The 20,198-nt window shown below is 67.1% G+C and carries 16 protein-coding genes; 2 read left to right on the top strand and 14 right to left on the bottom strand.

Annotated elements, in window-relative coordinates:
* Positions 1 to 55: 55 nt before the first annotated feature.
* From AC1DKQ_RS00460 to mtrA, 6 genes are all read right to left on the bottom strand, one after another.
* The gene (locus tag AC1DKQ_RS00460) at positions 56 to 1,291 is read right to left on the bottom strand and encodes a winged helix-turn-helix domain-containing protein (protein ID WP_476917925.1); all 1,236 of its coding nucleotides are present in this window, start codon (positions 1,289 to 1,291) and stop codon (positions 56 to 58) included.
* Positions 1,292 to 1,324: 33 nt separating this feature from the next.
* On the bottom strand, positions 1,325 to 2,050 hold the full coding sequence (gene hpf / locus AC1DKQ_RS00465; protein ID WP_476882827.1) for a ribosome hibernation-promoting factor, HPF/YfiA family: 726 nt from the start codon (positions 2,048 to 2,050) through the stop codon (positions 1,325 to 1,327).
* 155 nt (positions 2,051 to 2,205) lie between these two features.
* Positions 2,206 to 3,186, bottom strand: coding sequence for a ComF family protein (locus AC1DKQ_RS00470; protein ID WP_476917926.1), 981 nt, complete (start codon positions 3,184 to 3,186; stop codon positions 2,206 to 2,208).
* A 186-nt stretch (positions 3,187 to 3,372) separates the two neighbouring features.
* Positions 3,373 to 5,091 (bottom strand): LpqB family beta-propeller domain-containing protein, encoded by a 1,719-nt coding sequence (locus AC1DKQ_RS00475; protein WP_476917927.1) that lies wholly within the window; start codon positions 5,089 to 5,091, stop codon positions 3,373 to 3,375.
* Positions 5,088 to 6,905, bottom strand: a complete 1,818-nt coding sequence (gene mtrB, locus AC1DKQ_RS00480) for an MtrAB system histidine kinase MtrB (protein ID WP_476918167.1) — start codon at positions 6,903 to 6,905, stop codon at positions 5,088 to 5,090. The genes AC1DKQ_RS00475 and mtrB overlap by 4 nt, the downstream gene beginning before the upstream one ends.
* 280 nt (positions 6,906 to 7,185) lie before the next feature.
* Positions 7,186 to 7,860 carry an MtrAB system response regulator MtrA gene (gene mtrA / locus AC1DKQ_RS00485; protein WP_277522792.1) on the bottom strand — a complete coding sequence of 225 codons (675 nt, stop codon included), beginning with the start codon at positions 7,858 to 7,860 and terminating at the stop codon, positions 7,186 to 7,188.
* Between the two features lie 179 nt (positions 7,861 to 8,039).
* On the opposite strand from mtrA, the gene AC1DKQ_RS00490 reads away from it, so the two are divergent.
* On the top strand, positions 8,040 to 8,747 hold the full coding sequence (locus AC1DKQ_RS00490) for a DUF4166 domain-containing protein (RefSeq protein ID WP_476917928.1): 708 nt from the start codon (positions 8,040 to 8,042) through the stop codon (positions 8,745 to 8,747).
* Positions 8,748 to 8,786: 39 nt separating this feature from the next.
* Here AC1DKQ_RS00490 and AC1DKQ_RS00495 read toward each other — a convergent pair whose 3' ends face one another.
* The 7 genes from AC1DKQ_RS00495 to mnmA form a co-directional block, all read right to left on the bottom strand.
* Positions 8,787 to 9,830: a uroporphyrinogen decarboxylase/cobalamine-independent methonine synthase family protein gene (locus AC1DKQ_RS00495; protein ID WP_476917929.1), complete on the bottom strand. Its 1,044-nt coding sequence runs from the start codon at positions 9,828 to 9,830 to the stop codon at positions 8,787 to 8,789.
* A gap of 2 nt (positions 9,831 to 9,832) precedes the next feature.
* On the bottom strand, positions 9,833 to 10,249 hold the full coding sequence (locus AC1DKQ_RS00500) for a chorismate mutase (RefSeq protein WP_476882822.1): 417 nt from the start codon (positions 10,247 to 10,249) through the stop codon (positions 9,833 to 9,835).
* Positions 10,250 to 10,448: 199 nt separating this feature from the next.
* Positions 10,449 to 12,152 carry an ABC transporter ATP-binding protein gene (locus AC1DKQ_RS00505; protein WP_476917930.1) on the bottom strand — a complete coding sequence of 568 codons (1,704 nt, stop codon included), beginning with the start codon at positions 12,150 to 12,152 and terminating at the stop codon, positions 10,449 to 10,451.
* Entirely contained in the window at positions 12,149 to 13,162 is a 1,014-nt protein-coding gene (locus tag AC1DKQ_RS00510) for an ABC transporter permease (protein WP_476882820.1), read from the bottom strand. The genes AC1DKQ_RS00505 and AC1DKQ_RS00510 overlap by 4 nt, the downstream gene beginning before the upstream one ends.
* Positions 13,163 to 13,164: 2 nt before the next feature.
* Positions 13,165 to 14,256 carry an ABC transporter permease gene (locus tag AC1DKQ_RS00515; protein WP_476882819.1) on the bottom strand — a complete coding sequence of 364 codons (1,092 nt, stop codon included), beginning with the start codon at positions 14,254 to 14,256 and terminating at the stop codon, positions 13,165 to 13,167.
* 134 nt (positions 14,257 to 14,390) lie between these two features.
* Positions 14,391 to 16,019 carry an ABC transporter substrate-binding protein gene (locus tag AC1DKQ_RS00520; RefSeq protein ID WP_476917931.1) on the bottom strand — a complete coding sequence of 543 codons (1,629 nt, stop codon included), beginning with the start codon at positions 16,017 to 16,019 and terminating at the stop codon, positions 14,391 to 14,393.
* Positions 16,020 to 16,371: 352 nt separating this feature from the next.
* The gene (mnmA, locus tag AC1DKQ_RS00525; protein ID WP_476917932.1) at positions 16,372 to 17,484 is read right to left on the bottom strand and encodes a tRNA 2-thiouridine(34) synthase MnmA; all 1,113 of its coding nucleotides are present in this window, start codon (positions 17,482 to 17,484) and stop codon (positions 16,372 to 16,374) included.
* Between the two features lie 210 nt (positions 17,485 to 17,694).
* Here mnmA and AC1DKQ_RS00530 point away from each other — a divergent pair, with 210 nt between their 5' ends.
* Positions 17,695 to 18,939, top strand: coding sequence for an NAD(P)/FAD-dependent oxidoreductase (locus tag AC1DKQ_RS00530; RefSeq protein WP_476917933.1), 1,245 nt, complete (start codon positions 17,695 to 17,697; stop codon positions 18,937 to 18,939).
* Here the strand turns inward: AC1DKQ_RS00530 and AC1DKQ_RS00535 are convergent.
* Complete coding sequence (locus AC1DKQ_RS00535) at positions 18,918 to 20,171, bottom strand: cysteine desulfurase family protein (protein WP_476917934.1); 1,254 nt, start codon at positions 20,169 to 20,171, stop codon at positions 18,918 to 18,920. The two genes, AC1DKQ_RS00530 and AC1DKQ_RS00535, sit on opposite strands and share 22 nt — an antisense overlap.
* Between the last annotated feature and the right edge of the window lie 27 nt (positions 20,172 to 20,198).

Below are 20,198 nucleotides of genomic sequence, written 5' to 3' on the forward strand. Positions count from 1 at the left end.
AATTCTGGCCTGTTTAGTCTACGGGAGAGACGCAGGGCCGGTGGCGCCTGTTCCCTCACAGCGGATAGTGAAATTGCCGGGCAGCCACGGCTTCGGCGAGCGCCGGCGCGAGGTTCCCCGTTGGCGAGACAACTACCCCGTCCAGTCCCAGCCACTCTGCCATGAGCTGGAGTTCCGCGGCGAGTTCAACGGCGGTGTCCCCCGGGGCGCCGGCTTCCGCATGGGCGGCCCTTGCCAGGAGCCGGCCGCCGGCCCGGTCCGCCTTGAGGTCCACGCGGGCAACAATCGCGTCGCGGAGCAGGAACGGCAGGACGTAGTAGCCGTACCTCCGCTTCGGCTCTGGCGTGTAGATCTCGATCCGGTAATGGAACCCGAAGAGTTCCTCGAGCCGCCGGCGTTCGAACACCATGGAGTCGAAAGGGCTCAGGATTGCCCGGCCGCTGGCTGAGCGCGGAAGTTTCGCCTCCGTGTGACGGTACACGGGCCGGTCCCAGCCGGCCACCGTGACCGGTTCCAGCCGGCCGCTGTCCACCAGGTTCTGGACTGACACCGCGGCAGCTTTCTGCGGTGTCCGGAAGTAGTCCGCGAAGCACCGCACGGTCCCAATGCCGTGGGCCTGGGCGGCGGCGTCGATCAGCCGATCCATCGCGGCGGCCGCGTCCGCTTCGGGTGCCGGCGCTTCCGCGGCCGGTCCGGGGAGCACCTTGGAAGTGAGGGTGTAACGCCGTTCGAAGGATTCGGTCCGCGAGGATGCCGTGACAAGTCCCTCCTCGAAGAGATGTTCCAGCACCCTTTTGACGGCGTTCCAGTTCCAGCCCCAGTTCTCCCGCTGCTGATCTTCCACGTGGCCGAGCCGGGCTGTCAGTTCGGCGGCGGTCATCGGTTTCCCGGCGGCCAGGGTTTCCAGCACCTTGGCCGCCACCCCGTTGCGCAGTTCGGGGTCCATGCCGTGCGCGCCCACCCATTTGCGGCTCTGCCACTGCACGAGGTCGTAGAAGTGGTCCGGCCGGATGAAGCAGGCTTCGTGGGCCCAGTACTCCATCATCCGGCGCGGGTGGGTACCCGCCATGCGTTGGAGGATTGCCCGGTCGTAGTTGCCGAGCCGCGAGAAGAACGGCAGGAAGTGGCTGCGGGAGACCACATTGACAGAGTCGATCTGAACCAGGTGCAGCCGGGCAAAGGTACGGCCCACCGCCCGTGCGCTCACGGGTCCGGCGGGCCGTTCCTTGTCCAATCCCTGGGCTGCCAACGCGATCCGCCGTGCCTGTGCCAGGCTCAGCGATGCTTGCACGTTAGTCCCTTCGTCGGAAAAGTCTGCACCAGCTTATGCGCTGGCGGGCTCATCCTCTGAACGGTAGGCCAGGATTTTCTCTTCCAGACTCGAATGTCCGGGCTCGCACGTCTGGTCAAGGGAGATGACCCCGTAGGTCCAGCCTTCACGGCGGTACACGACCGACGGCGCCTTGGTCTCCTTGTCAACGAAAAGGTAGAAGTCGTGACCCACAAGTTCCATGTTGTCGACGGCGTCATCGAGCGTGAGCTGTGCCGCGGGGAAAACCTTCCGGCGGATCAGCACAGGCGAATCGCCGGCCGGAATATCGTTCTCGACATCGTACGGCGACTTGGCTGCCGCCGACACTTGGGTCTCCTGCTGCTGCGCCGCCTCCACGTAAAGAGGTTCGCTGGGGCTGGCCGGCTCCAAGGCTGCCGTCGCCTCGGTCACGGACTTCGGGGTGTGCCGACCGTGATGGACCTTTCTGCGGTCCCTAGCCCTGCGCAGGCGTTCAAGAAGCTTGTTGTAAGCGAGATCGAACGCAGCGAACTTGTCGGCGGCACTCGCTTCTGCGCGGATTACGGGACCGCGCCCCAGGACTGTCAACTCAACCGTGAGCGATTCGGCGGTCTGGCGGGCTTTGGTCTCTTTGGTGACCTTCGCGTCTACCCTCTGGACCTTGTCTCCCAACGACGCGATCTTTGAGATCTTGTCGTCGGCATACTCGCGGAACCGGTCTGAGACCGTCAAGTTGCGTCCGCTGATCATGAACTCCATGGTGCCCTCCAAATGACTTCGGTGACACGACGGCGGTACTTCCCGGGGCCGATCTGACTGACAGTCGAGCCCCTTTCCGAGCCGCTATCGACAGGTACATCTGTTCTTGGTACCCATCTTCGACGTTAGTTCATAGACACCTGTTATTCATCCTTTTACGGTTTATTTTTTTGGGTTCCGGCGTTCCCCCGTGCCACAGCGGGGCTGGCGGCGTCGACGTCGGAGGTGGCCGGCGGGCGTGTCGCGGCCACCACCACGGCGCCACCGACAAGCGCCCCTGCGGCCCGAAGCGCGCGGGCCGCCTCCGCCAGGGTGGCACCGGTGGTCAGCACGTCGTCGATGATGATGCAGGGACGTCCTTCGACTCGAACAGCCCACGGGCCGGACCTGGCCCGCATGGATCCGCGGACACGCCTGGCGCGGGCACCCCGGCCCAGTCCCTTCTGGCCGCCGGACAGGTAGTGGTCCCCTTGCGGACCGGCCCGCAACCGGTCCAACAGGGGCAACGCCGGGGGCATGCGGCGCCGCGCGGACGGCACAGTTTTCCGCAAAGCGTCCGCAATGGTGAACCCTGGGAGCGCATCGCCGCGGGCGAGCCGACGGAGCAGGAGGTGGACGGGACTGAAACCCCGCTTGCGGAACGCGGCGGCGCTCGTGGGAACGGGGACGAGGACTAGTCCCTGCGCCGGGCCGGCCGCGGCGTGGAGGGCTCGCACCAGGGCCCGCGCAAGCTCGGCGCCCAGCCGGGCCTGCCCATGGCTTTTGAAGGATAGCAGGCACTGCGCCAGTTCGGCCCGGTATGCCCCGGCGGCCACTACGGGCAACAGCACGGACCCGTCCATGTCCATCAGGGCAGGTGCCTGGGCCTCCGCACGGAACGGCCTCAGCGTCAGCAGGCGGAGCTTCCGGGCGCAAGCGCCGCAGAGAGCCAAGTCCTCGGCCCCGCAACAGGCGCAGTCCACCGGAATGGCCAGGGCGAGCACCTCAGCCGCGGACTCGGCCGTCAGCTCGCACAGTCTCGCCAGAGGCCGCGCGTAGCTGCCGCGGTGCCGCGCCGCTGACGCTGCGGCCGGCGCAAGGTCCGGATCCGCGGCCGGCCGCGCCGGGCCGGCGTCCTGATCCGTGTGGCTGTTCATTCTTCGATCCTGGACCGGGGGCGCCCCCGGTGGCAGTCCCATGGGCGGCTATGTGGACAAGCCGCCATGTGGAAAGCTCACCTCCGGCACGCTCACCGGCCGCACCCTCACCGGCCCGGACGGTCCGGCGCTGACGGATAGCGGCCGCCGAAACCGACCCACAGCCGTCGCCCGAAGGCCCGTGGGTCAGCCCGGGAAGGACGGGTCTGTGGGGCCCTTGAGCTGCGGTGACCACCCGTTGCCCAGCCGCTGGAAGATTCCTTCGGCGGACTGGCCGTAGATCTCGGATGTCCCGTTGCCTGCGCTGAGGGCCGTCAGCCCGGGCCACGGGGCCAGCTGCTGCGGCTGCGCCGAGCCCAGGGACAACAACTCGGGTGTAACGGCATCGCTGGCGGAAGCCTTCATGACCGCCACCGTGGTGTCATCCACCCAGACCCCTTGGTCCGGATTCCGCGGAGTCAGGAGGGTCAGGGGCGGGGTGAGGTCCCTCGGGGTGCCGTCCGCGTTCCGGATGATCCCGGTGATCTGGACCTTGCTGTTGCCTTTCTGCTCCGAAATGACAAGGGCACGCGTGCCGTCCCGGGAAATCCGGAACTCCTTGACGGTCCGGCCGGCGAGCCAGGCCGGCGACAGGGTCACGGTGGGTACGCTGGCTTTCTCGGCCACACCGACCGGCCGGTAGGCCAACACCTCGGTGGCGCCGCTGGCACCCGGCCCGGCGGTCCAGACCCAGTCGTAGCGGCCGAACGAGGGCCGGGACAGCGTAGCCCGCGTGGTCAGTGCCCTGGCGGGCTGGCCCGGAACGATCGAGTACATCGTGGTGCGGGCGGCGTTGAGGAACGCGGCGGCCTGCGATTCGGTCGACTCCGCCGGTGCCCGCGGTGACAGGGCCGCCACGGACCGGATGTCCGGCAGGGGCGACAGCCTGTTGTTCTCGTACCGGACCAGGTCATGGTTGCTGACGGCGATCTGGTAGGCGGGGACGCTCTCGTCCCGGACGGGAGGCAGGACCGTGCCGTTGTCCTCGACGCGCACCAGATCCTGATTGGCCCGGAGCTCGACATTGATGACATCCGGCTGGCTGCGGAACGTCAGGGCCAGCTGCGTCTGCATCCTGAGCCGGTCCTCGTTGGAGGCGTCCACCAGGTCCTTGGCGGTGAGATCCACCTGGGCGGCTCCCGAGACCACGGGCACGGACTCGCGGGCCAGCTTGATGCCCGAGGGGAACGCGCTGACGACGGCGCCCTTGAGGTAGGGGGCGGGGCCGCCCAGGAGGGCGCTCGTCATGGCCTTGACGGTCTTCTTCCGGATGAACCACCGGACATCGGGGACGGCGTACGTGAAAGTGGGGTCGTAGAAGTAGATCGGGTACGCGCCGTAGATGACCTTGAACGTCTCTTCCGGAATGGCCGTGCCGTCCGGAAGATCGGAGATTCGCCACTCGCCGTCCACCTGGGTCAGGGTGACGGGGATGTTTTCGGTAGTGCCCTCCGGAAGCTGCGTGGCCACGCCGTCGGCGTCCACCGAGTAGGCGACGTCGAGCTGGTAGTTGAAGACGTTTTCGACGCCGGTGGCCACCACTGCGGCCTTCCGGAAGACGAGCGCCCGCTGGTCCGGCTTCCACGTCACCGATGAGGCCTGGGTGAGGTACTGCCGGGCCACGGCGTAGTCGTCCTCGTAGCCGCTGCCAGCCAGGTAGAAGTCCTCGATCACCGCTTCGGGTCCAGCTCCGGGACGCGGTGCGGCCGGGAAGAAGACCGGGGCGTTGGGGTTTCCCGCGCTCTCGTCGGTGCTCTTGCCCACCGGCCCCGAGCGCGGAATCTGGGCGCAGGAGGTCAGCAGTAGCAGGAGGAGTGCCAGCAGCGCTGCCCCCACCCGGGTGAACTTGCCCGAAACCCCACTCATGCCCTGCCCTCCATCCCGGTTTCCCGGTGGCCCGCCGGGCCGTCCGTCGCGGTTGCCCCGCCGACGGCGCCATTGCCGCCGTCGCCAGTAAAGCCCTCTGTTAAGTCCTCAGTGAAGCCGTCCGTGAAACCGTCGGCCATGGTCCTGCGGGCCCCGGATGCACCCGCCGGCGCTTCCCCGGTCCGCGGCGGGTCCAGCAGCACCACGGTCCGCTGGCTGCCTGCCACGGGGAGCCCGACGTTGACCGGCTCAAGCTGGAGCGGGGACTTGGTGATCGCCTCGTCCCGGCGCAGCGGAAGGGTCAGGAGGAAGTTGGACCCGTGGCCCTTGTTCCCCCAGGCCTGCAGCCAGCCGTCGTGGAGCTTGGTGTCTTCGGCGGCGATGGACAGTCCCAGTCCGCTGCCGCCGGTGGTACGGGCACGGGCTGGATCGGCGCGCCAGAACCGGTCGAAGACGCGCGCCGCCTCAGCCGGTGTCATGCCGATGCCGTGATCCCGCACGGCTACGGCCACCGCGGTGTCGCTGGCGGCCACTGAGACGTTCACCGGCCGGCCCTCGCCGTGTTCGAGGGCGTTCAGGATCAGGTTGCGCAGGATTCGGTCGATCCTGCGGTCGTCCATGTCGACAATGACGCTGCCGGCCGGGGCGTTGAGGGTGACGGCGGACCCGTATTCGGCGGCGACGGGCGCCACTCCATCAATGACGTGTGCGACGAGCTGCACAATGTCCGTGGGTTCGGCGTCGAGCGTGGCTGCGCCGGCGTCAAAGCGGGAGATTTCCAGCAGGTCGGCCAGAAGCGACTGGAAGCGTTCCACCTGGTTGTAGAGCAGCTCCGCGGACCGCTTGTTGATGGGATCGAAGTCCTCGCGGGCGTCATAGAGGACTTCAGCGGCCATGCGCACGGTGGTGAGCGGGGTGCGGAGCTCGTGGGACACATCCGAGACGAACCGCTGCTGCATTTGCGAGAGCGTGGCCAGCTGGGTGATTTGTTCCTGCAGGCTTGCGGCCATGTGGTTGAACGAGGCACCAAGCCGGGCGACCTCGTCCTCGCCTTTGACCACCATGCGCTCCTGCAGCTGGCCGGCCGCGAGCTTCTCCGAGACGACGGCGGCGTGGCTGACCGGGCTGACCACGTTGCGGGTCACATACCAGGCGACGCCGCCGATCATGAGCACCAGCAGGGCACCGCCGGCCAGCAGGACATTCTGGATCTCGTCCAGGGTCTTCTGCGCCGTGTTGAGGTCATAGATGAGGTAGAGCTCGTAGACGGTGCCGTTGAAGGTCACCTTGTTGCCGACGGCGATGCCGGGCCGGTCCTCGGTCCCCACGGGGAACTGCGTGGACGCCCAGTACTGGTCCTTGCCCGAGTTCTGCACGGCCTTGCGCAGATCCGGGGGGATGACGCCGATGGTGAGTTGGTCCGAGGCCCGGGATTCAACCCAACGGTTGCGCGGCTTGGTCTGCTCCGGCATAGCCTCGAAGACGTAGCGCCGCTGGATCACGGATCCGCGGCCTTCGACCGCGTTCAGGGTGTCGTAGACCAGGGTGATGACGCTGGACTGGTCGGTGACTTGGGCGCCGTCGAACGTGTCCTGGACCTGCTTGACGTTGTAGCGCGTCTCCGATTCGGCCTGGGCAAGCCGTTCCTGGAACAGGTTGTTGGCGATCTGGTTGGACAGGTAAGCGCCGACCACCGCGAACGAACCGATGGCCAGAAGCAGCGTGGTCAGGACGGTCCGGAACTGCAGCGAACGCCGCCACTTCCGGTGCACCGCCCGGAGCAGGTACCGGATGCCGGGCAGGAGACGATGCATGCCGGTGCGGACCAGCCGCGCCACCCGGACGCCGACGATCCTCGCGCGTTTTGCCCACAATCTGGTCCGGAAGGCGTATCCGCGCCAAAGGCCCGGCGCGCCGCCGGCTGGCGGCTGTCCGGACCCGCGCGGCGCGGCGGGCTCTGCCGTTGACTTTGCGGTTGACGCCGCGGATGACTCTGCCGGCGCCGTGTCCGGCACCGTCTCAGGCGCGGTGTCCGGCACCGTCTCAGGCGCGGTGTCCGTGGCTATGGCCTGCCGGACGCCGCGGTCCGCAGGCTCAGGAACCTGCTTTATAGCCGACACCACGGACCGTCAATACAACTTCGGGGGCTTCGGGGTCACGTTCGATCTTGGACCTCAGCCGCTGGACATGGACATTTACCAGCCGCGTGTCGGCGGCGTGCCGGTAGCCCCAGACCTGCTCCAGGAGCAGTTCGCGCGTGAACACCTGCCACGGCTTGCGGGCCAGTGCGACCAGGAGGTCGAACTCCAGCGGCGTCAAGGAGATCCGGTCGTTGCCCCGGCTGACCAGGTGGCCGGCCACATCGATCGTGACGTCCGCGATCCGCAGGGTCTCCGGGGCTTTCTGGTCACCCGGACGGAGCCGGGCCCGGACCCGGGCGACGAGCTCGGCGGGCTTGAACGGCTTGGGCACATAATCATCGGCCCCGGACTCGAGACCACGGACGACGTCGGAAGTATCCGACTTGGCGGTGAGCATCACGATGGGGACGTCAGACTCGGCACGGACCTGGCGGCAGACTTCAATGCCGTCCATTCCCGGAAGCATGAGGTCGAGCAGGACGAGGTCCGGTTTGGAGGCGCGGAAGACGTCCAGCGCCTGTCCGCCGTCCGCGCAGAAGACGGGTTCGAAGCCATCATTGCGCAGCACAATACCGATCATCTCGGCGAGCGCCTCGTCATCGTCCACTACCAGAATGCGTGCCTTCATAGTTATATATTCCCCCATTGAATTGGCTTTGTCGTATCGGGCGGCCCCCGGCATGGCGCAGACGGGCCTGCCACCGCCGTCTGAGCCCCGCCGATGCACAGGACGCTGTGACAATTGCCGCGTTGTCCTGCATGCTGTGGACAGGCCCCGTGAACCGGCCCGGACCGCAGGAGGAACCCGTGAACATCCCCATCTACGAGCGTGCCCTGGGCCGCGACTTTGACCGGTTGCAGCCGGAGCTTCAAGAATACTTCGCCTTGGCACCGGGGTCCGGCCACTACGGCGTCGGCGAGGGGGTCTTCGACGTCGTCGGCTGCAGGCAGGCGTGGCTGCGTCCCCTGCTCCGGCTCACCACCGGCGAGCAGGCCTTCTTCCCCGAATACGGTGAGGGCATCCGCTTCCGGATCGAGAACCACGCCCACCTGGACCCGTTCGGCAGGTCAAGCCTGACGGCCCGACGGGAAATCTTCTTCCCCGGAACCACCCGGCTGTTCCACGACACCACCAGTTTTGACGACTCCGGGAGCAGGCAGGGGCTGGTGGACTACGTGGGCAGGTTCCGGCGGCTCGCCACCGACCTCAACCTCAGCGTCACGCCGGAGGGCCGGCTCCGCGGGGTGTCCGAGGCGTCCCGGCTGTTTCTGGGACCTCTCCGGATTCCTCTGCCGGCCGCCCTCGACGCAAAGGCCTACGCCGAGCAGTGGTGGGAGCCGCGGGACGGCGGGCGGCACCGGATCCAGGTCAAGGTGATCCAGCCCCAGCTCGGCCTGGTGCTGGTGTACGCCGGCCATTTCGACTACCGGCTCGAGCCCTACCCCGGCGCCGTAGCGGCGCCGGGCTACCTTCCCGGGCACGCCCGTCCGGACGGCTGGGAGAGAAGGGTCTAAGTCGGGACGCCGGCAGCCGCGTCAGTCCCAGCGGCTGCGCTAGCCGAGCGCGAGCTGGTTGAGGCCGTCCGCCACCTGGGTCAGCCGGGTCAGGACCGCCGTCGCCGCGGCCGGTGAGTGCCGTGCCAGACCCTCCGACGGCGTGACTCGGAGCGCCCCCAGCGTGGACGCGGGAAGACCCAGCTGCCGCCACGGGCGCCACACGTTTTCCACGACGGCGCCAACCCTTGGCAGCGTCGCGGCGGGATCGGCAACGTCCAGCGCGCCGGCCCAGAGACGTTTGCCTGCCTCCACCGCGCCCGCGAGCTGTTCCCACTGGCGGGAGGTCAGGGCCCGCAGCGGCACGGCGATTCCGTCCGCGCCCGCCGCCAGGATCCGCTCGAAGGGCGCCTCTACCTCGGAGACGGCCACTACGGTCTCGACGGCGCCCGCGGCCCGGAGCGCGTCGATCACCAATTGCCAGGACTCGGTGACTTCCCGGCCCGATACCGAACGCAGGGTCCGGTAGCCGCTGGCGGTGGGAATGGTGCCGGCCAGTACCGAGGCAATTTCAGGTTCGTCGATCTGGACCACGATGCGGGCTCCGGGGGCAGCCTCTGCCACCCGTTTGAGGTAGCCTTCCACGCCCGCTGCCAGCGACGCCGCAATCTCCCGGCGGGCGCCGTAGTCGAGCAGGGCACGCTCCCCGTTGTGCAAATGCAGGCCGGCGGCAAGGCTGAGCGGCCCGCGCAGCTGGATCTTGAAATCCTCCGACGGCACTTCCTCGGCCCCGATCACGTCCGCCAGGATGTTGATGTCGGTGGACAGGGCCGATTTGGCCCGCTGCAGGTCCTTGCCCGGGCGGTCCACGAGCCGCCATCCATGCGGCTGGACATCGACGGCCAGCTCCACGAGCAGGGACGCTGTCCGGCCCAGGGCATCGGAGCCGACGCCGCGGTCGGGAAGTTCGGCAAGGAACGGCAGATGCGGGGTGCCCAGTTCACCGCGGATGATGCGGGCGGCCTCGGCCGGGTCCTCGCCGGGCCACGGGCCGAGGCCCGTCGCGGTCACTTGGCCCGGTGCGGGCGAGTCTGTTCCAGCCATGGCTACGCGTCCGCGGCGCGGGCCGCGTCCGTGGAGCCGGAGGCCTGGGCGGCCTGGTGGTCTTCGGCGATGGCCTCGTGGTGGCGGATGACCTCGCCGATGATGAAGTTCAGGAATTTCTCCGCGAAAGCCGGGTCCAGGTGTGCCTCGGCGGCGAGGTGCCGCAGCCGGGCGATCTGCGCCGTTTCGCGGCCCGGGTCCCCGGCGGGGAGCTGGTGCGCGGCCTTGAGGAAGCCGACCTTCTGGGTTGCCTTGAAGCGTTCGGCGAGGAGGAAGACGAGGGTGGCATCGATGTTGTCGATGCTGGAGCGGATCGACAACAGCTCCGCCATTACCGCGGGATCCACGGAACCGGCCAGGGAGCTTGCCGCCGGGTCGTAGGAATCGGTTTCAGGAAGATTGAGGTTCTGCTCGGTCATTGACCCAGTCTATGGGCAGGGCGGCTAATGCCTCCCGCTGTTAAGCACCGTTGCAGGCGCCCGCCGGGTACTTGGAGCCAGCCCACCAAAGGGGCATGCCCGCCGTTCGTGGAGAACGGTGGGCATGCCCAGCTGGCAGTGGCTCGGCACCAGCCCGGCCCGGCGCTGAATCGGCCCGGCCCGGCTGGCGCGCCAGCCGTTAGCTGTGAAGCACGGCCTTGAACGCCTCGCGGCGCCTGGCCTGTTCGTCGGGATCCGGGACGGGCAAGGATGCGATGAGTTTCTTTGTGTAGTCGTGCTGCGGGTTGCCCATCACCTGGTTGCCGAGCCCCTGCTCCACCATCTTGCCCTTGTAGAGCACGCCCACCCAGTGGGAGAGCATGTCCACCACGGCGAGGTCGTGGCTGATGAACAGGGCCGCGAAGCCGAATTCCTGCTGGATCTCCTTGAACAGTTCCAGCACCACGGCCTGCACGGACACATCCAGCGCCGAGGTCGGCTCATCGGCGATGAGCAGCTTGGGGTTCAGGATGAGCGCCCGTGCCAGGGAGGCACGCTGGCGCTGTCCGCCGGAGAGTTCGTGCGGGAACCGGTCAGCGTACGACGCCGGCAGCTGCACTGACTCGAGCAGCTCACCGACCCGCTTGCGAGCCTCGGCCGCGGTCGGGTTTGAGTGGATGATCAGCGGTTCCGCCACGCAGTCGCCGATGGTCAGCTGCGGGTTGAACGAGGCCGCCGGGTCCTGGAACACGAAGCCGATCTCCTTGCGGAGCGGCTTGAAGGTGCGCTCCCTGTAGTTCAGCATCTCGTAACCCAGCACCTTGAGGCTGCCGCCCGTGGTCCGGTTAAGCCCGGCGATGGCCCGGCCAATGGTGGTCTTGCCGGACCCCGACTCCCCCACGAGGCCGAAGACTTCGCCCTCGGACACGGTGAAGCTGACGCCGTCGACGGCCTTGAAGGCCGGGGTGCCCAGCCGTCCCGGGTACTCGATGGTCAGGTTTTTGGCTTCGACCAGCACTTTGCCGCCCTGGTGGGCACGTTCCACCATGCCTTCGGACGCGGAGTTGCGGCCAAGGTGCGGGACCGCGGCAAGGAGCTTCTTGGTGTAATCCTCCTTGGGCTCAGCGAACAGCACGCGCGAGGATGCCTCCTCCACGACGTCGCCCTGGTACATGACCACCACGCGGTCGGCGAGGTCGGCGACAACACCCATGTTGTGAGTGATCAGCACGATGGATGTCCCGTATTTATCGCGGAGGTCCCGCAGCAGTTCCAGGATTTCCGCCTGGACCGTGACGTCCAGGGCGGTGGTCGGCTCGTCTGCCACGATGAGCCCAGGGTTCAGGGCCAACGCGGCGGCAATGACGACGCGTTGCTTCTGGCCCCCCGAGAACTGGTGCGGGTAGTAGTTGACCCGCGTGTCCGGTTCCGGGATGCCCACTTTACGGAGGGCTTCGACGGCCCGCGCCTTGGCGTCCTTGGCAGAGATCTTCTTGCCGGTGCTGGCGTCGGCGTGCGCCCGGATGCCTTCGGCAATCTGCCAGCCCACGGTGAACACCGGGTTAAGGGCTGTGGAGGGTTCCTGGAACACCATGGCGACGTCGCGGCCCCGGATCTCCCGCAGCTTGGCCTCGCTGACGCTGATGACGTTGTTGCCGTTGATCAGGACCGCGCCCTGGCTGATGGCAGTCTCCGGAAGGAGCCCCAGGATGGTCTTGGCCGTCACGGTCTTGCCGGATCCCGATTCGCCAACGATGGCCACGACCTCGCCGGGGTTGACCTTGAGGCTGACGTCCTTGACTGCGTACACATCGCCGGCATCAGTGGCGAACGTGACTTTGAGGCTGTCGATGTCCAGGACCGGACCTGAGACCGGGCCGGGCTTGTCGATGTTGATGGTCATAGAACTCTCGATTCTGCTTCGAGTGCGGCCTGGGCACCGGCGGTTGAGTCGGGTCCGCCCTTGCCTGCGGCAACCTTCTTGCGGCCACGGAGGCGGGGATCGTTGAGGTCGTTGATGCTCTCACCGACCAGGGTCAGCCCAAGCACGGTCAGGACGATCGCCGTACCAGGGTAGACACCCGTCCACCAGATGCCCGAGGAGGCGTCGGCGATTGCTTTGTTCAGGTCGTAGCCCCACTCGGCTGCGGATGACGGCTCGATGCCGAAGCCCAAGAAGCCAAGCCCGGCCAAGGTCAGGATCGCCTCGGACGCATTCAGCGTGAAAATCAGCGGCAGCGTTCGGGTTGCGTTCTTGAAGATGTGCCGGCCCATGATGCGGACGCTGGAGGCGCCCACCACCTTGGCTGATTCGACGTACGGCTCGGCCTTCAGCCGGATGGTCTCGGCACGGATCACGCGGAAGTACTGCGGGACGAAAACCACCGAGATGGAGATGGAGCAGGCAACGATGCCTCCCCAGAAACTGGACTGGCCGTGGCTGATGACGATGGACATCACGATGGCCAGCAGCAGCGACGGGAAGGCGTAAATCGCATCGGCGATCACCACCAGCATCCGGTCCAGCCAGCCGCCGAAGTAGCCGCTGAGCAGGCCGAGGGCTACGCCGAGGAAGATCGACATGACCACGGCGACGATGATGACCACCGCGGCCGTCTGGGCGCCCCAGAGCACGCGGGAATAGACGTCGTAGCCACTCACCGTGGTGCCCCAGATGTGGGCCGGACTGGGCGGCTGCTGTGCCGGGAAGGTACCCGCGGCGTCGCTGAGCTGGGCAAAGCCGTAGGGCGCGATCCAGGGCGCAAACACTGCCGTGAGCAGGAACACGACGGACAGCACCAGACCGGTGACGAGCATGCCGCGCTGCAGCCCGACGCTCGTCCGGAAATGCGAGATCACCGGCAGCCGGTAGATGAGGGGCTGCTTGCGCCCGCTTACTCTGGTTGCATTCATGGCTAGTACCTCACTCGCGGGTCGATCAGGGCTGCGACGACGTCAACGATGAAGTTCGTGACGGCAACGATGACCGCCAGCAGCACAACGATGCCCTGGACAGCGACGAAGTCGCGGGCGTTCAGGTATTGCACCAGCTGGTAGCCGAGGCCCTTCCACTCGAACGTGGACTCCGTGAGGACGGCCCCGCCGAGCAGGAGGGCAATCTGGAGCCCCATGACCGTGATGATCGGGATGAGGGCAGGCTTGTAGGCATGCTTGGTCACGAGCCGGAAATTGCTGACCCCGCGGGACCTGCCGGCCTCGACGTAGTCCTTGCCCAGTGTGCCGATGACGTTGGTGCGGACGAGCCGCAGGAAGACCCCTGCCGTCAGCAGTCCCAGCGTGAGTGCGGGGAGGATTGAATGGGCCGCGACGTCGCCGTACGCAGCCATGTTGCCGCTGCGCAGCGCGTCCAGCCAGTAGATCCCGGTCGGTGCGGCCAGGCTTCCCATGGCCAGTTCGGTCCTGGTGGAGGCCCGTCCTGCGACGGGCAGCCAGCCGAGCCAGACGGAGAAGGTCAGCTTCATCAGCAGGCCGGCGAAGAACACCGGGGTGGCGTAGCAGAGGATGGCGAAGAACCGCAGGACTGCGTCCGGTGCCTTGTCGCGCTTGTAGGCGGAGATGAGCCCGAGCGGGATGCCGACCAACAGCGCCACGATGAGGGCGTTGATGGCCAGTTCCAGGGTTGCCACGCCAAAGGTCAAAACCATTTCGACGACGGGGCGGCGGTCGGTGATGGTGGTGCCGAAGTTGCCGGTCGCCAACTGGCCGATGTATTCAAAGTACTGCACGAAGATCGGCCGGTCGTAGCCGGCTTCGTGGATGCGCTGCGCCAGCGCCTCCGGGGGAAGCCGGCCGCCCTGGGCGGCGGTGATGGGGTCGCCAATGACCCGCATCAGGAAGAAGACCAAGGTGACCAGAATGAAAATGGTCGGAATGATCAGGAAGGCCCTGACCAGGATGTAGGTCCCCAAGCCCCCACCCGAGGATTTTTTCTTGGACGGAAGGAGTCCGTCGGCGTCGCTTGGCGGCGCCTCAATCAATGTTGTCATTGGTACCTAAAATTGTGCTTCCGCGGCCATGGGCCGGCCGGCGTGAACTGCAAGGTGCGGCACTGACCAGCAAAGGCGGGGCGCCTCGAGGGCGCCCCGCCTCGCAGGCTGGTCAGAACCGCACAGATGCAGCCTTACTTGGAAAGAGTTCCCAAACGGAACTTGAAGGAGGCATCGAGGGTGGAATCGACACCCTTGACACCGCTGCCGGAAATGGCAACCTGCGCGCCCTGGAGCAGCGGAAGCGTGGAGATGTCCTTGGCGAGGGCATTCTGGGCATCCTTGATCGTGGACTCGCGTGCACTCTTGTCAACGGTGGTGAGCTGCTTGTTGATCAGATCCGTGACAGTGGGGTTGTTGTAGTGGTTCTTCAGGAAGCCGCCATCCGGGAAGAACGGGGTCAGGTAGTTGTCAGCGTCGCTGAAGTCCGGGAACCAGCCGAACTGGAACAGCGGGTATTCATCGGCGCGGCTGGCCTTGCTGTAGGTGACCCATTCCGTGGACTGCAGGTTGACCTTGAACAAGCCGGACTTCTCCAGCTGGTCCTTGATCATGGCGTATTCGTCGCCGGAGGACTTGCCGTAGTGGTCCGGGTTGTACTGCAGGTTCAACGACACGGGAGTCGTCACACCGGCGTCGGTCAGGACCTTCTTGGCCTTGTCCAGGCTGGGCTTGCCGGCGTCGCCGTAAGCGTCCTTGAACGATTCGTTGGCGCCGAGGAAGCCGCTGGGAACGTTGGAGTACAGGGGCAGGTAGGTGCCCTTGTAGACCTGGTCCGCGATGGCCTGGCGGTCAACGAGGTTGGCGATGGCCTGGCGGACGGCGGTCGCCTTGGCCGGATCGGCGTCGGCAGCCTTGGCGCCGAACGGCATGGTGTTGAAGTTGAACGTGATGTAGCGGATTTCGCCGCCGGGGCCCACGTTGACCTTGACCTTGGAGTCCTTCTTCAGGTCATCGATGTCCGTGGCGCTCAGGCTGCGGTTTGCGACGTCGATGTTGCCCTGCTGGATGTCCAGCTTCATGTTGGTGGGGTCGGCGTAGTACTTGATCGTGGCGGCGTCGTTGGCCGGCTTGCCGAGGACTCCCTGGTAGTCCGGGTTCGCCTTGAAGCTGATCAGCTCGTTCTTCTTATACGTGTCGATCGTGTACTGGCCGTAGAAGGCCTTGGCCTTGACGATTGAGTCGTCGTCAAGCAGCTTGTCGGCCGGGAAGACTTCATCGTCCACGATCGGCGCGGCAGGGCTGCTGAGGATCTGCGCAAAGGTCTGGTCGTTGGCCAGCTTCAGCTTGAAGACGACGGTGTTGGCATCGGGAGCCGTGACGCTGGCCACATTGGCCAGCAGGCTGGCCGGGCCCGCAGGATCGTTGATCTTGGTCTGCCGGTCGAAGGAGAACTTGACGTCCTTGGAGTCGAGCGTGTGGCCGTTGGCCCACTTGAGTCCCGGCTTGAGCTTGACCGTGTATTCGGTCGGCGACGTGAAGGATGCGGACTCGGCCAGGTCCGGAACCGGATCGGCGCTGCCCGGCTTGGAGTTGAGCAGGAAGGAGTAGATCTGGTTCATCACCATGAACGAACCGTTGTCGTACGAGCCTGCCGGGTCCAAGGCAGTGACCTTGTCCGTGGTGCCATAGGCGATTGGACCGTTTGCGGCGGCTGATGACCCGCCAGCGCCGCCGGTCGGCCCGGTGCAGGCCGTCAGTGCAAAGGCGGAAACCCCGGCGAGCGCGATAACGCCCTGCCAGGCCTTTTTGTTCATTGCCATCTGTGAACTTTCTGTTCGATGCGTTCTAGCGCAGCCCGAAGTGAAACGAGTGACTCGTCGGGCGGCACGCTTTGCTGATCCCTAGATTCAACCAGACAATCATTCGGTGAAACGTTGCATTTTGTGAGTTGAGACACAAAATTTACACGATTCGAAGGTTTCTCTCATTTTCTTCAGGATTCCGCGAGGATCTTCGGCAGGGTCCAGCGCCTCCGGGCGTTTCCCGCCGGTCGGACACGCGGACGACGGCGGGCAATTGGACGTCGGGCACGCGGACGACGGCGGAGCGCAGAGACGACGAAGGGTCCCGCCGCATGGCGGGACCCTTCGCTGGATTCGGTGTGGCTGGCGCCTAGAGCGCGGCCCGCTGCAGCGAGCGCGCGGCATCGATTGTGGCCTGGCCCAACACGCGGCTGCCCTGGTAGAGCACCACCGTCTGGCCGGGGGCCACGCCGCGCAGCGGATCGGTGAGCGTGACCACCAGCTCGTCCCCCGCCGTGTGCGCTCGGGCGGGTACGGGGTCGCCGTGGGCACGGACCTGGGCGTAGCAGTCGAACTCCCCACCGGTCGCCACCTCGGCGATGGGCAGGCCCGCCCAGGAGACCTTGATGCCGCGGATTTCGTCGACGGCGAGCAGCGCCTCCGGGCCCACCACCACCTTGTTTTCCTTGGGCCGGATCTCCAGCACGAACCGCGGTTTGCCGTCGGCGGCCGGGGTGCCCAGCTTCAGACCCCGGCGCTGGCCGACGGTGAAGGCGTTGGCGCCCGGGTGCTCGCCGACCTTCGCGCCGGACTCGTCCACGATGTCACCGGTGGTCATATCGATCTTCTCGGCGAGCCAGCCGGCGGTGTCGCCGTCGGGGATGAAGCAGATGTCGTGGCTGTCGGGCTTGTTCGCCACCGAGAGGCCACGGCGCTCCGCCTCCGCCCGGACCTCGGCCTTGGACGGCGTCTCCGCGAGCGGGAACATCGAGTGCTTGAGCTGTTCGTGGGTCAGCACGCCCAGCACGTAGCTCTGGTCCTTGGCCCAGTCCGCGGCACGGTGCAGCTCAGGGTTTCCGTCGGTGTCGGTGATGACTTTGGCGTAGTGGCCCGTGCACACGGCATCGAAGCCCAAGGCTATGGCCTTCTCCAGCAGGGCGGCGAACTTGATGCGCTCGTTGCAGCGCATGCACGGATTGGGGGTGCGGCCGGCGGCGTATTCATCGATGAAATCCTGGACCACATCTTCCTTGAACCGCTCGGAAAAGTCCCAGACGTAGTACGGGATCCCGAGAATGTCGCAGGCACGCCAGGCGTCACGGGAGTCTTCGATCGTGCAACAGCCGCGGCTGCCGGTTCGCAGGGTGCCCGGCATCCGGGACAGCGCGAGGTGGACGCCGACGACGTCGTGCCCCGCCTCGACGGCGCGGGCGGCGGCAACGGCGGAATCAACGCCGCCGCTCATGGCTGCAAGAACTCGCATACTGGCTTTCTTTAGGGTTCGGGGTGTCGCAGGCACCGGGGCCGGCCGCAGTGCGCGGAAATAGCACAATGCCTGCCACGCCATTCTATCGCCACGCCGAATCCTCCCCAAAAGCCTTGACGGGGCCGCTTACCACTTCTAACGTCAAGACAAACGGTTTTAGAATCGGAAGCGCACAGGCGCGGGAGTACGCGCGGGAATCGGGCGGACATGGCTGTTGAAGAAATCGTGATCGTGGGCGGCGGACTGGCCGGTGCCACGGCGGCCAAAACCTTGCGGGCGGAGGGATTCGGCGGCCCCGTGGTGCTGCTGGCGGCCGAGTCCCACCAGCCGTACCTGCGCCCGCCGCTGTCCAAGGAGTACCTGCTGGGCAAGGCCGGCGACGACGCCCTGCCCGTGGTGCCCGAGGACTGGTACGGCGCGAACGACGTCGACCTCCGCCCCGGCGTCCGGGTCACGGAGCTGGACCCGGCCGCCCGGGCCGTGGTTCTGGACGGCGGCGAACGGCTGGAGTACGCCTCCCTGCTGCTCGCCACCGGAGCGCGGCCCAGGCCCATCCCCCTGCCGGGCACCGGGCTCGACGGCGTCAGCACGTTCCGGACGGTGGAGGACAGCCGGCGCCTGCACGCCCGCCTCGCCGACGGCGGGCTGAACGTGGTCATGATCGGCTCCGGCTGGATCGGGATGGAACTGGCCGCCGCCGCCAGCACCTTCGGAAACACCGTCACCCTGCTGGGCCGGGCGGAGGTGCCGCTGGGCGCGGCGATCGGCCCCGAACTGGGCGGCTTCTTCCGTGAACTGCACGAGGCCCACGGCGTGCGGTTCCGGCTTCCGGCAACCGCCGCCGGGATCCAGGGGCGGTCCGGGCAGGTGACGGGGGTGGTCACCGACGCCGGCGTTGTCCTGCCCGCCGATCTCGTGATCATCGCCGTGGGCGTGGTGCCGGAGCTCAGCCTGGCCGAGGCGGCGGGCATCGGGATCCGCAACGGCATCCTCACCGACGCGTCGCTGCGGACCTCGGTGCCCGGGATCTTCGCCGCCGGCGACGTCGCCAATGCCCTGCATCCGTTCACCGGGGAGCACCACCGCAGCGAACACTGGTCCAACGCCCTCAATGGCGGGAAGGTGGCAGCCAAGGCGATGCTCGGCCTCGACGCCGCACTGGACACCATCCCGTACTTCTACACCGACCAGTACGACGTCAGCATGGAGTATTCGGGCTTCCCGACGCTGGTTGCCGGGCCACCGGTGATCCGCGGCTCGCTCGCCGACAAGGAGTTCATGGCCTTCTGGCAGCGGGACGGCCAAGTGATTGCCGGGATGAACGTCAACTGGCCCCGCGCCGCCAAGCCGCAGAAGGCGATCAAGGCGCTCATCGGCGCACGCACCGCCGTGAGCCCGGACCTGCTTGCCGATTCCGCAACACCGCTGGATCAGCTCTTTCCAGGGGAATGACCGGAAGCCTGACGGGCGGATTCACGGGCGACCGTACCGGCGGTCTGGATGCTGGATTCATGGCCGGCCATGCCGGCCTGGCGGGCCCGCGCATAGGCGCCCGGCAGCGCGGCGAGCAGGGCATCGACGTCGGCGTCGGTGGAGGAATGTCCGAGCGTAAAACGCTGCGCACCCCTTGCCGTGTCCTCGTCCAGGCCCATGGCCAGCAGCACATGCGAGGGCCGCGGAACCCCTGCAGTGCAGGCGGAGCCCGTGGAGGATTCGACGCCGGCGAGGTCCAGCAGGAACAGCAGCGAGTCGCCCTCGCAGCCCGGGAAGGTGAAGTGCGCGTTGCCCGGCAACCGGCCGGGGCCCGGGGCGCCCCGGAGCACGGCCTCGGGGACGGCCTCATGGACGCCCTCGATCAATCGGTCCCGAAGGGCCGCGATCCTGGCGGCCTCCTCGGGGAGTTTCGCGGCGACGGCCTCGGCGGCCGCGGCAAAAGCGGCAATCGAGGCAGTATCAAGGGTCCCGGAGCGGACGTCGCGTTCCTGCCCGCCGCCATGCTGGACCGGGGTCAGCTTCACCGCCCGGCCCAGGATGAGCGCGCCGACGCCGACCGGTCCGCCGATCTTGTGCCCGGAGACGGACATGGCGTCCAGACCCGTCCCGCGGAAGTCAACAGGGATGGAGCCGAAGGCCTGGACAGCGTCGGAGTGGACGGGTACGCCGGCGGCGTGTGCCAGCTCCACCACCCGGGCGACGGGCTGGATGGTGCCCACCTCGTTGTTGGCCCACATGACTGTCACCAGGGCGATCGACGCCGGGTCCCGGGACAGTTCGGCCTCAAGCACGGCCAGGTCCACGAGGCCAGCGGCGTCTACCGGGAGCCAGCAGACTTGGGCGCCTTCATGCCGTTCGAGCCATTCGACGGTGTCCAGCACTGCGTGGTGTTCGACGGCGGAACACAGGATGCGCGTACGGGAAGAGTCCTCCGCACGCCGGGCCCAGTACAGGCCCTTGACCGCAAGGTTGTCTGCCTCGGTCCCGCCGGAGGTAAAGATCACCTCCGAGGGATGGGCACCGGCGGCCGCCGCCAGCACTTCCCTCGCGTCCTCCACCGAGCGCCGCGCACGACGGCCCGCTCCATGCAGCGAGGAGGGGTTGCCCGTCCGGGCCAGCTCGCGCGTCAGCGCGGCCAGCGCCTCCGGGGCGAGGGTGGTTGTGGCGGCATGATCGAGGTAAACGGGCACAGCCCAATTCTACCTGCGGCCGCGGCT

Source organism: Arthrobacter sp. 05L421 (assembly GCF_056397785.1).

Excerpts from the sequence above, each read along its gene's own strand:
- hpf (WP_476882827.1), bottom strand. The coding sequence starts at position 2,050 with ATGGAGTTCATGATCAGCGGACGCAACTTGACGGTCTCAGACCGGTTC.
- AC1DKQ_RS00470 (WP_476917926.1), bottom strand. The coding sequence starts at position 3,186 with ATGAACAGCCACACGGATCAGGACGCCGGCCCGGCGCGGCCGGCCGCG.
- AC1DKQ_RS00475 (WP_476917927.1), bottom strand. The coding sequence starts at position 5,091 with ATGAGTGGGGTTTCGGGCAAGTTCACCCGGGTGGGGGCAGCGCTGCTG.
- mtrB (WP_476918167.1), bottom strand. The coding sequence starts at position 6,905 with ATGCATCGTCTCCTGCCCGGCATCCGGTACCTGCTCCGGGCGGTGCAC.
- mtrA (WP_277522792.1), bottom strand. The coding sequence starts at position 7,860 with ATGAAGGCACGCATTCTGGTAGTGGACGATGACGAGGCGCTCGCCGAG.
- AC1DKQ_RS00495 (WP_476917929.1), bottom strand. The coding sequence starts at position 9,830 with ATGGCTGGAACAGACTCGCCCGCACCGGGCCAAGTGACCGCGACGGGC.
- AC1DKQ_RS00500 (WP_476882822.1), bottom strand. The coding sequence starts at position 10,249 with ATGACCGAGCAGAACCTCAATCTTCCTGAAACCGATTCCTACGACCCG.
- AC1DKQ_RS00505 (WP_476917930.1), bottom strand. The coding sequence starts at position 12,152 with ATGACCATCAACATCGACAAGCCCGGCCCGGTCTCAGGTCCGGTCCTG.
- AC1DKQ_RS00510 (WP_476882820.1), bottom strand. The coding sequence starts at position 13,162 with ATGAATGCAACCAGAGTAAGCGGGCGCAAGCAGCCCCTCATCTACCGG.
- AC1DKQ_RS00515 (WP_476882819.1), bottom strand. The coding sequence starts at position 14,256 with ATGACAACATTGATTGAGGCGCCGCCAAGCGACGCCGACGGACTCCTT.
- AC1DKQ_RS00520 (WP_476917931.1), bottom strand. The coding sequence starts at position 16,019 with ATGGCAATGAACAAAAAGGCCTGGCAGGGCGTTATCGCGCTCGCCGGG.
- mnmA (WP_476917932.1), bottom strand. The coding sequence starts at position 17,484 with ATGCGAGTTCTTGCAGCCATGAGCGGCGGCGTTGATTCCGCCGTTGCC.
- AC1DKQ_RS00530 (WP_476917933.1), top strand. The coding sequence starts at position 17,695 with ATGGCTGTTGAAGAAATCGTGATCGTGGGCGGCGGACTGGCCGGTGCC.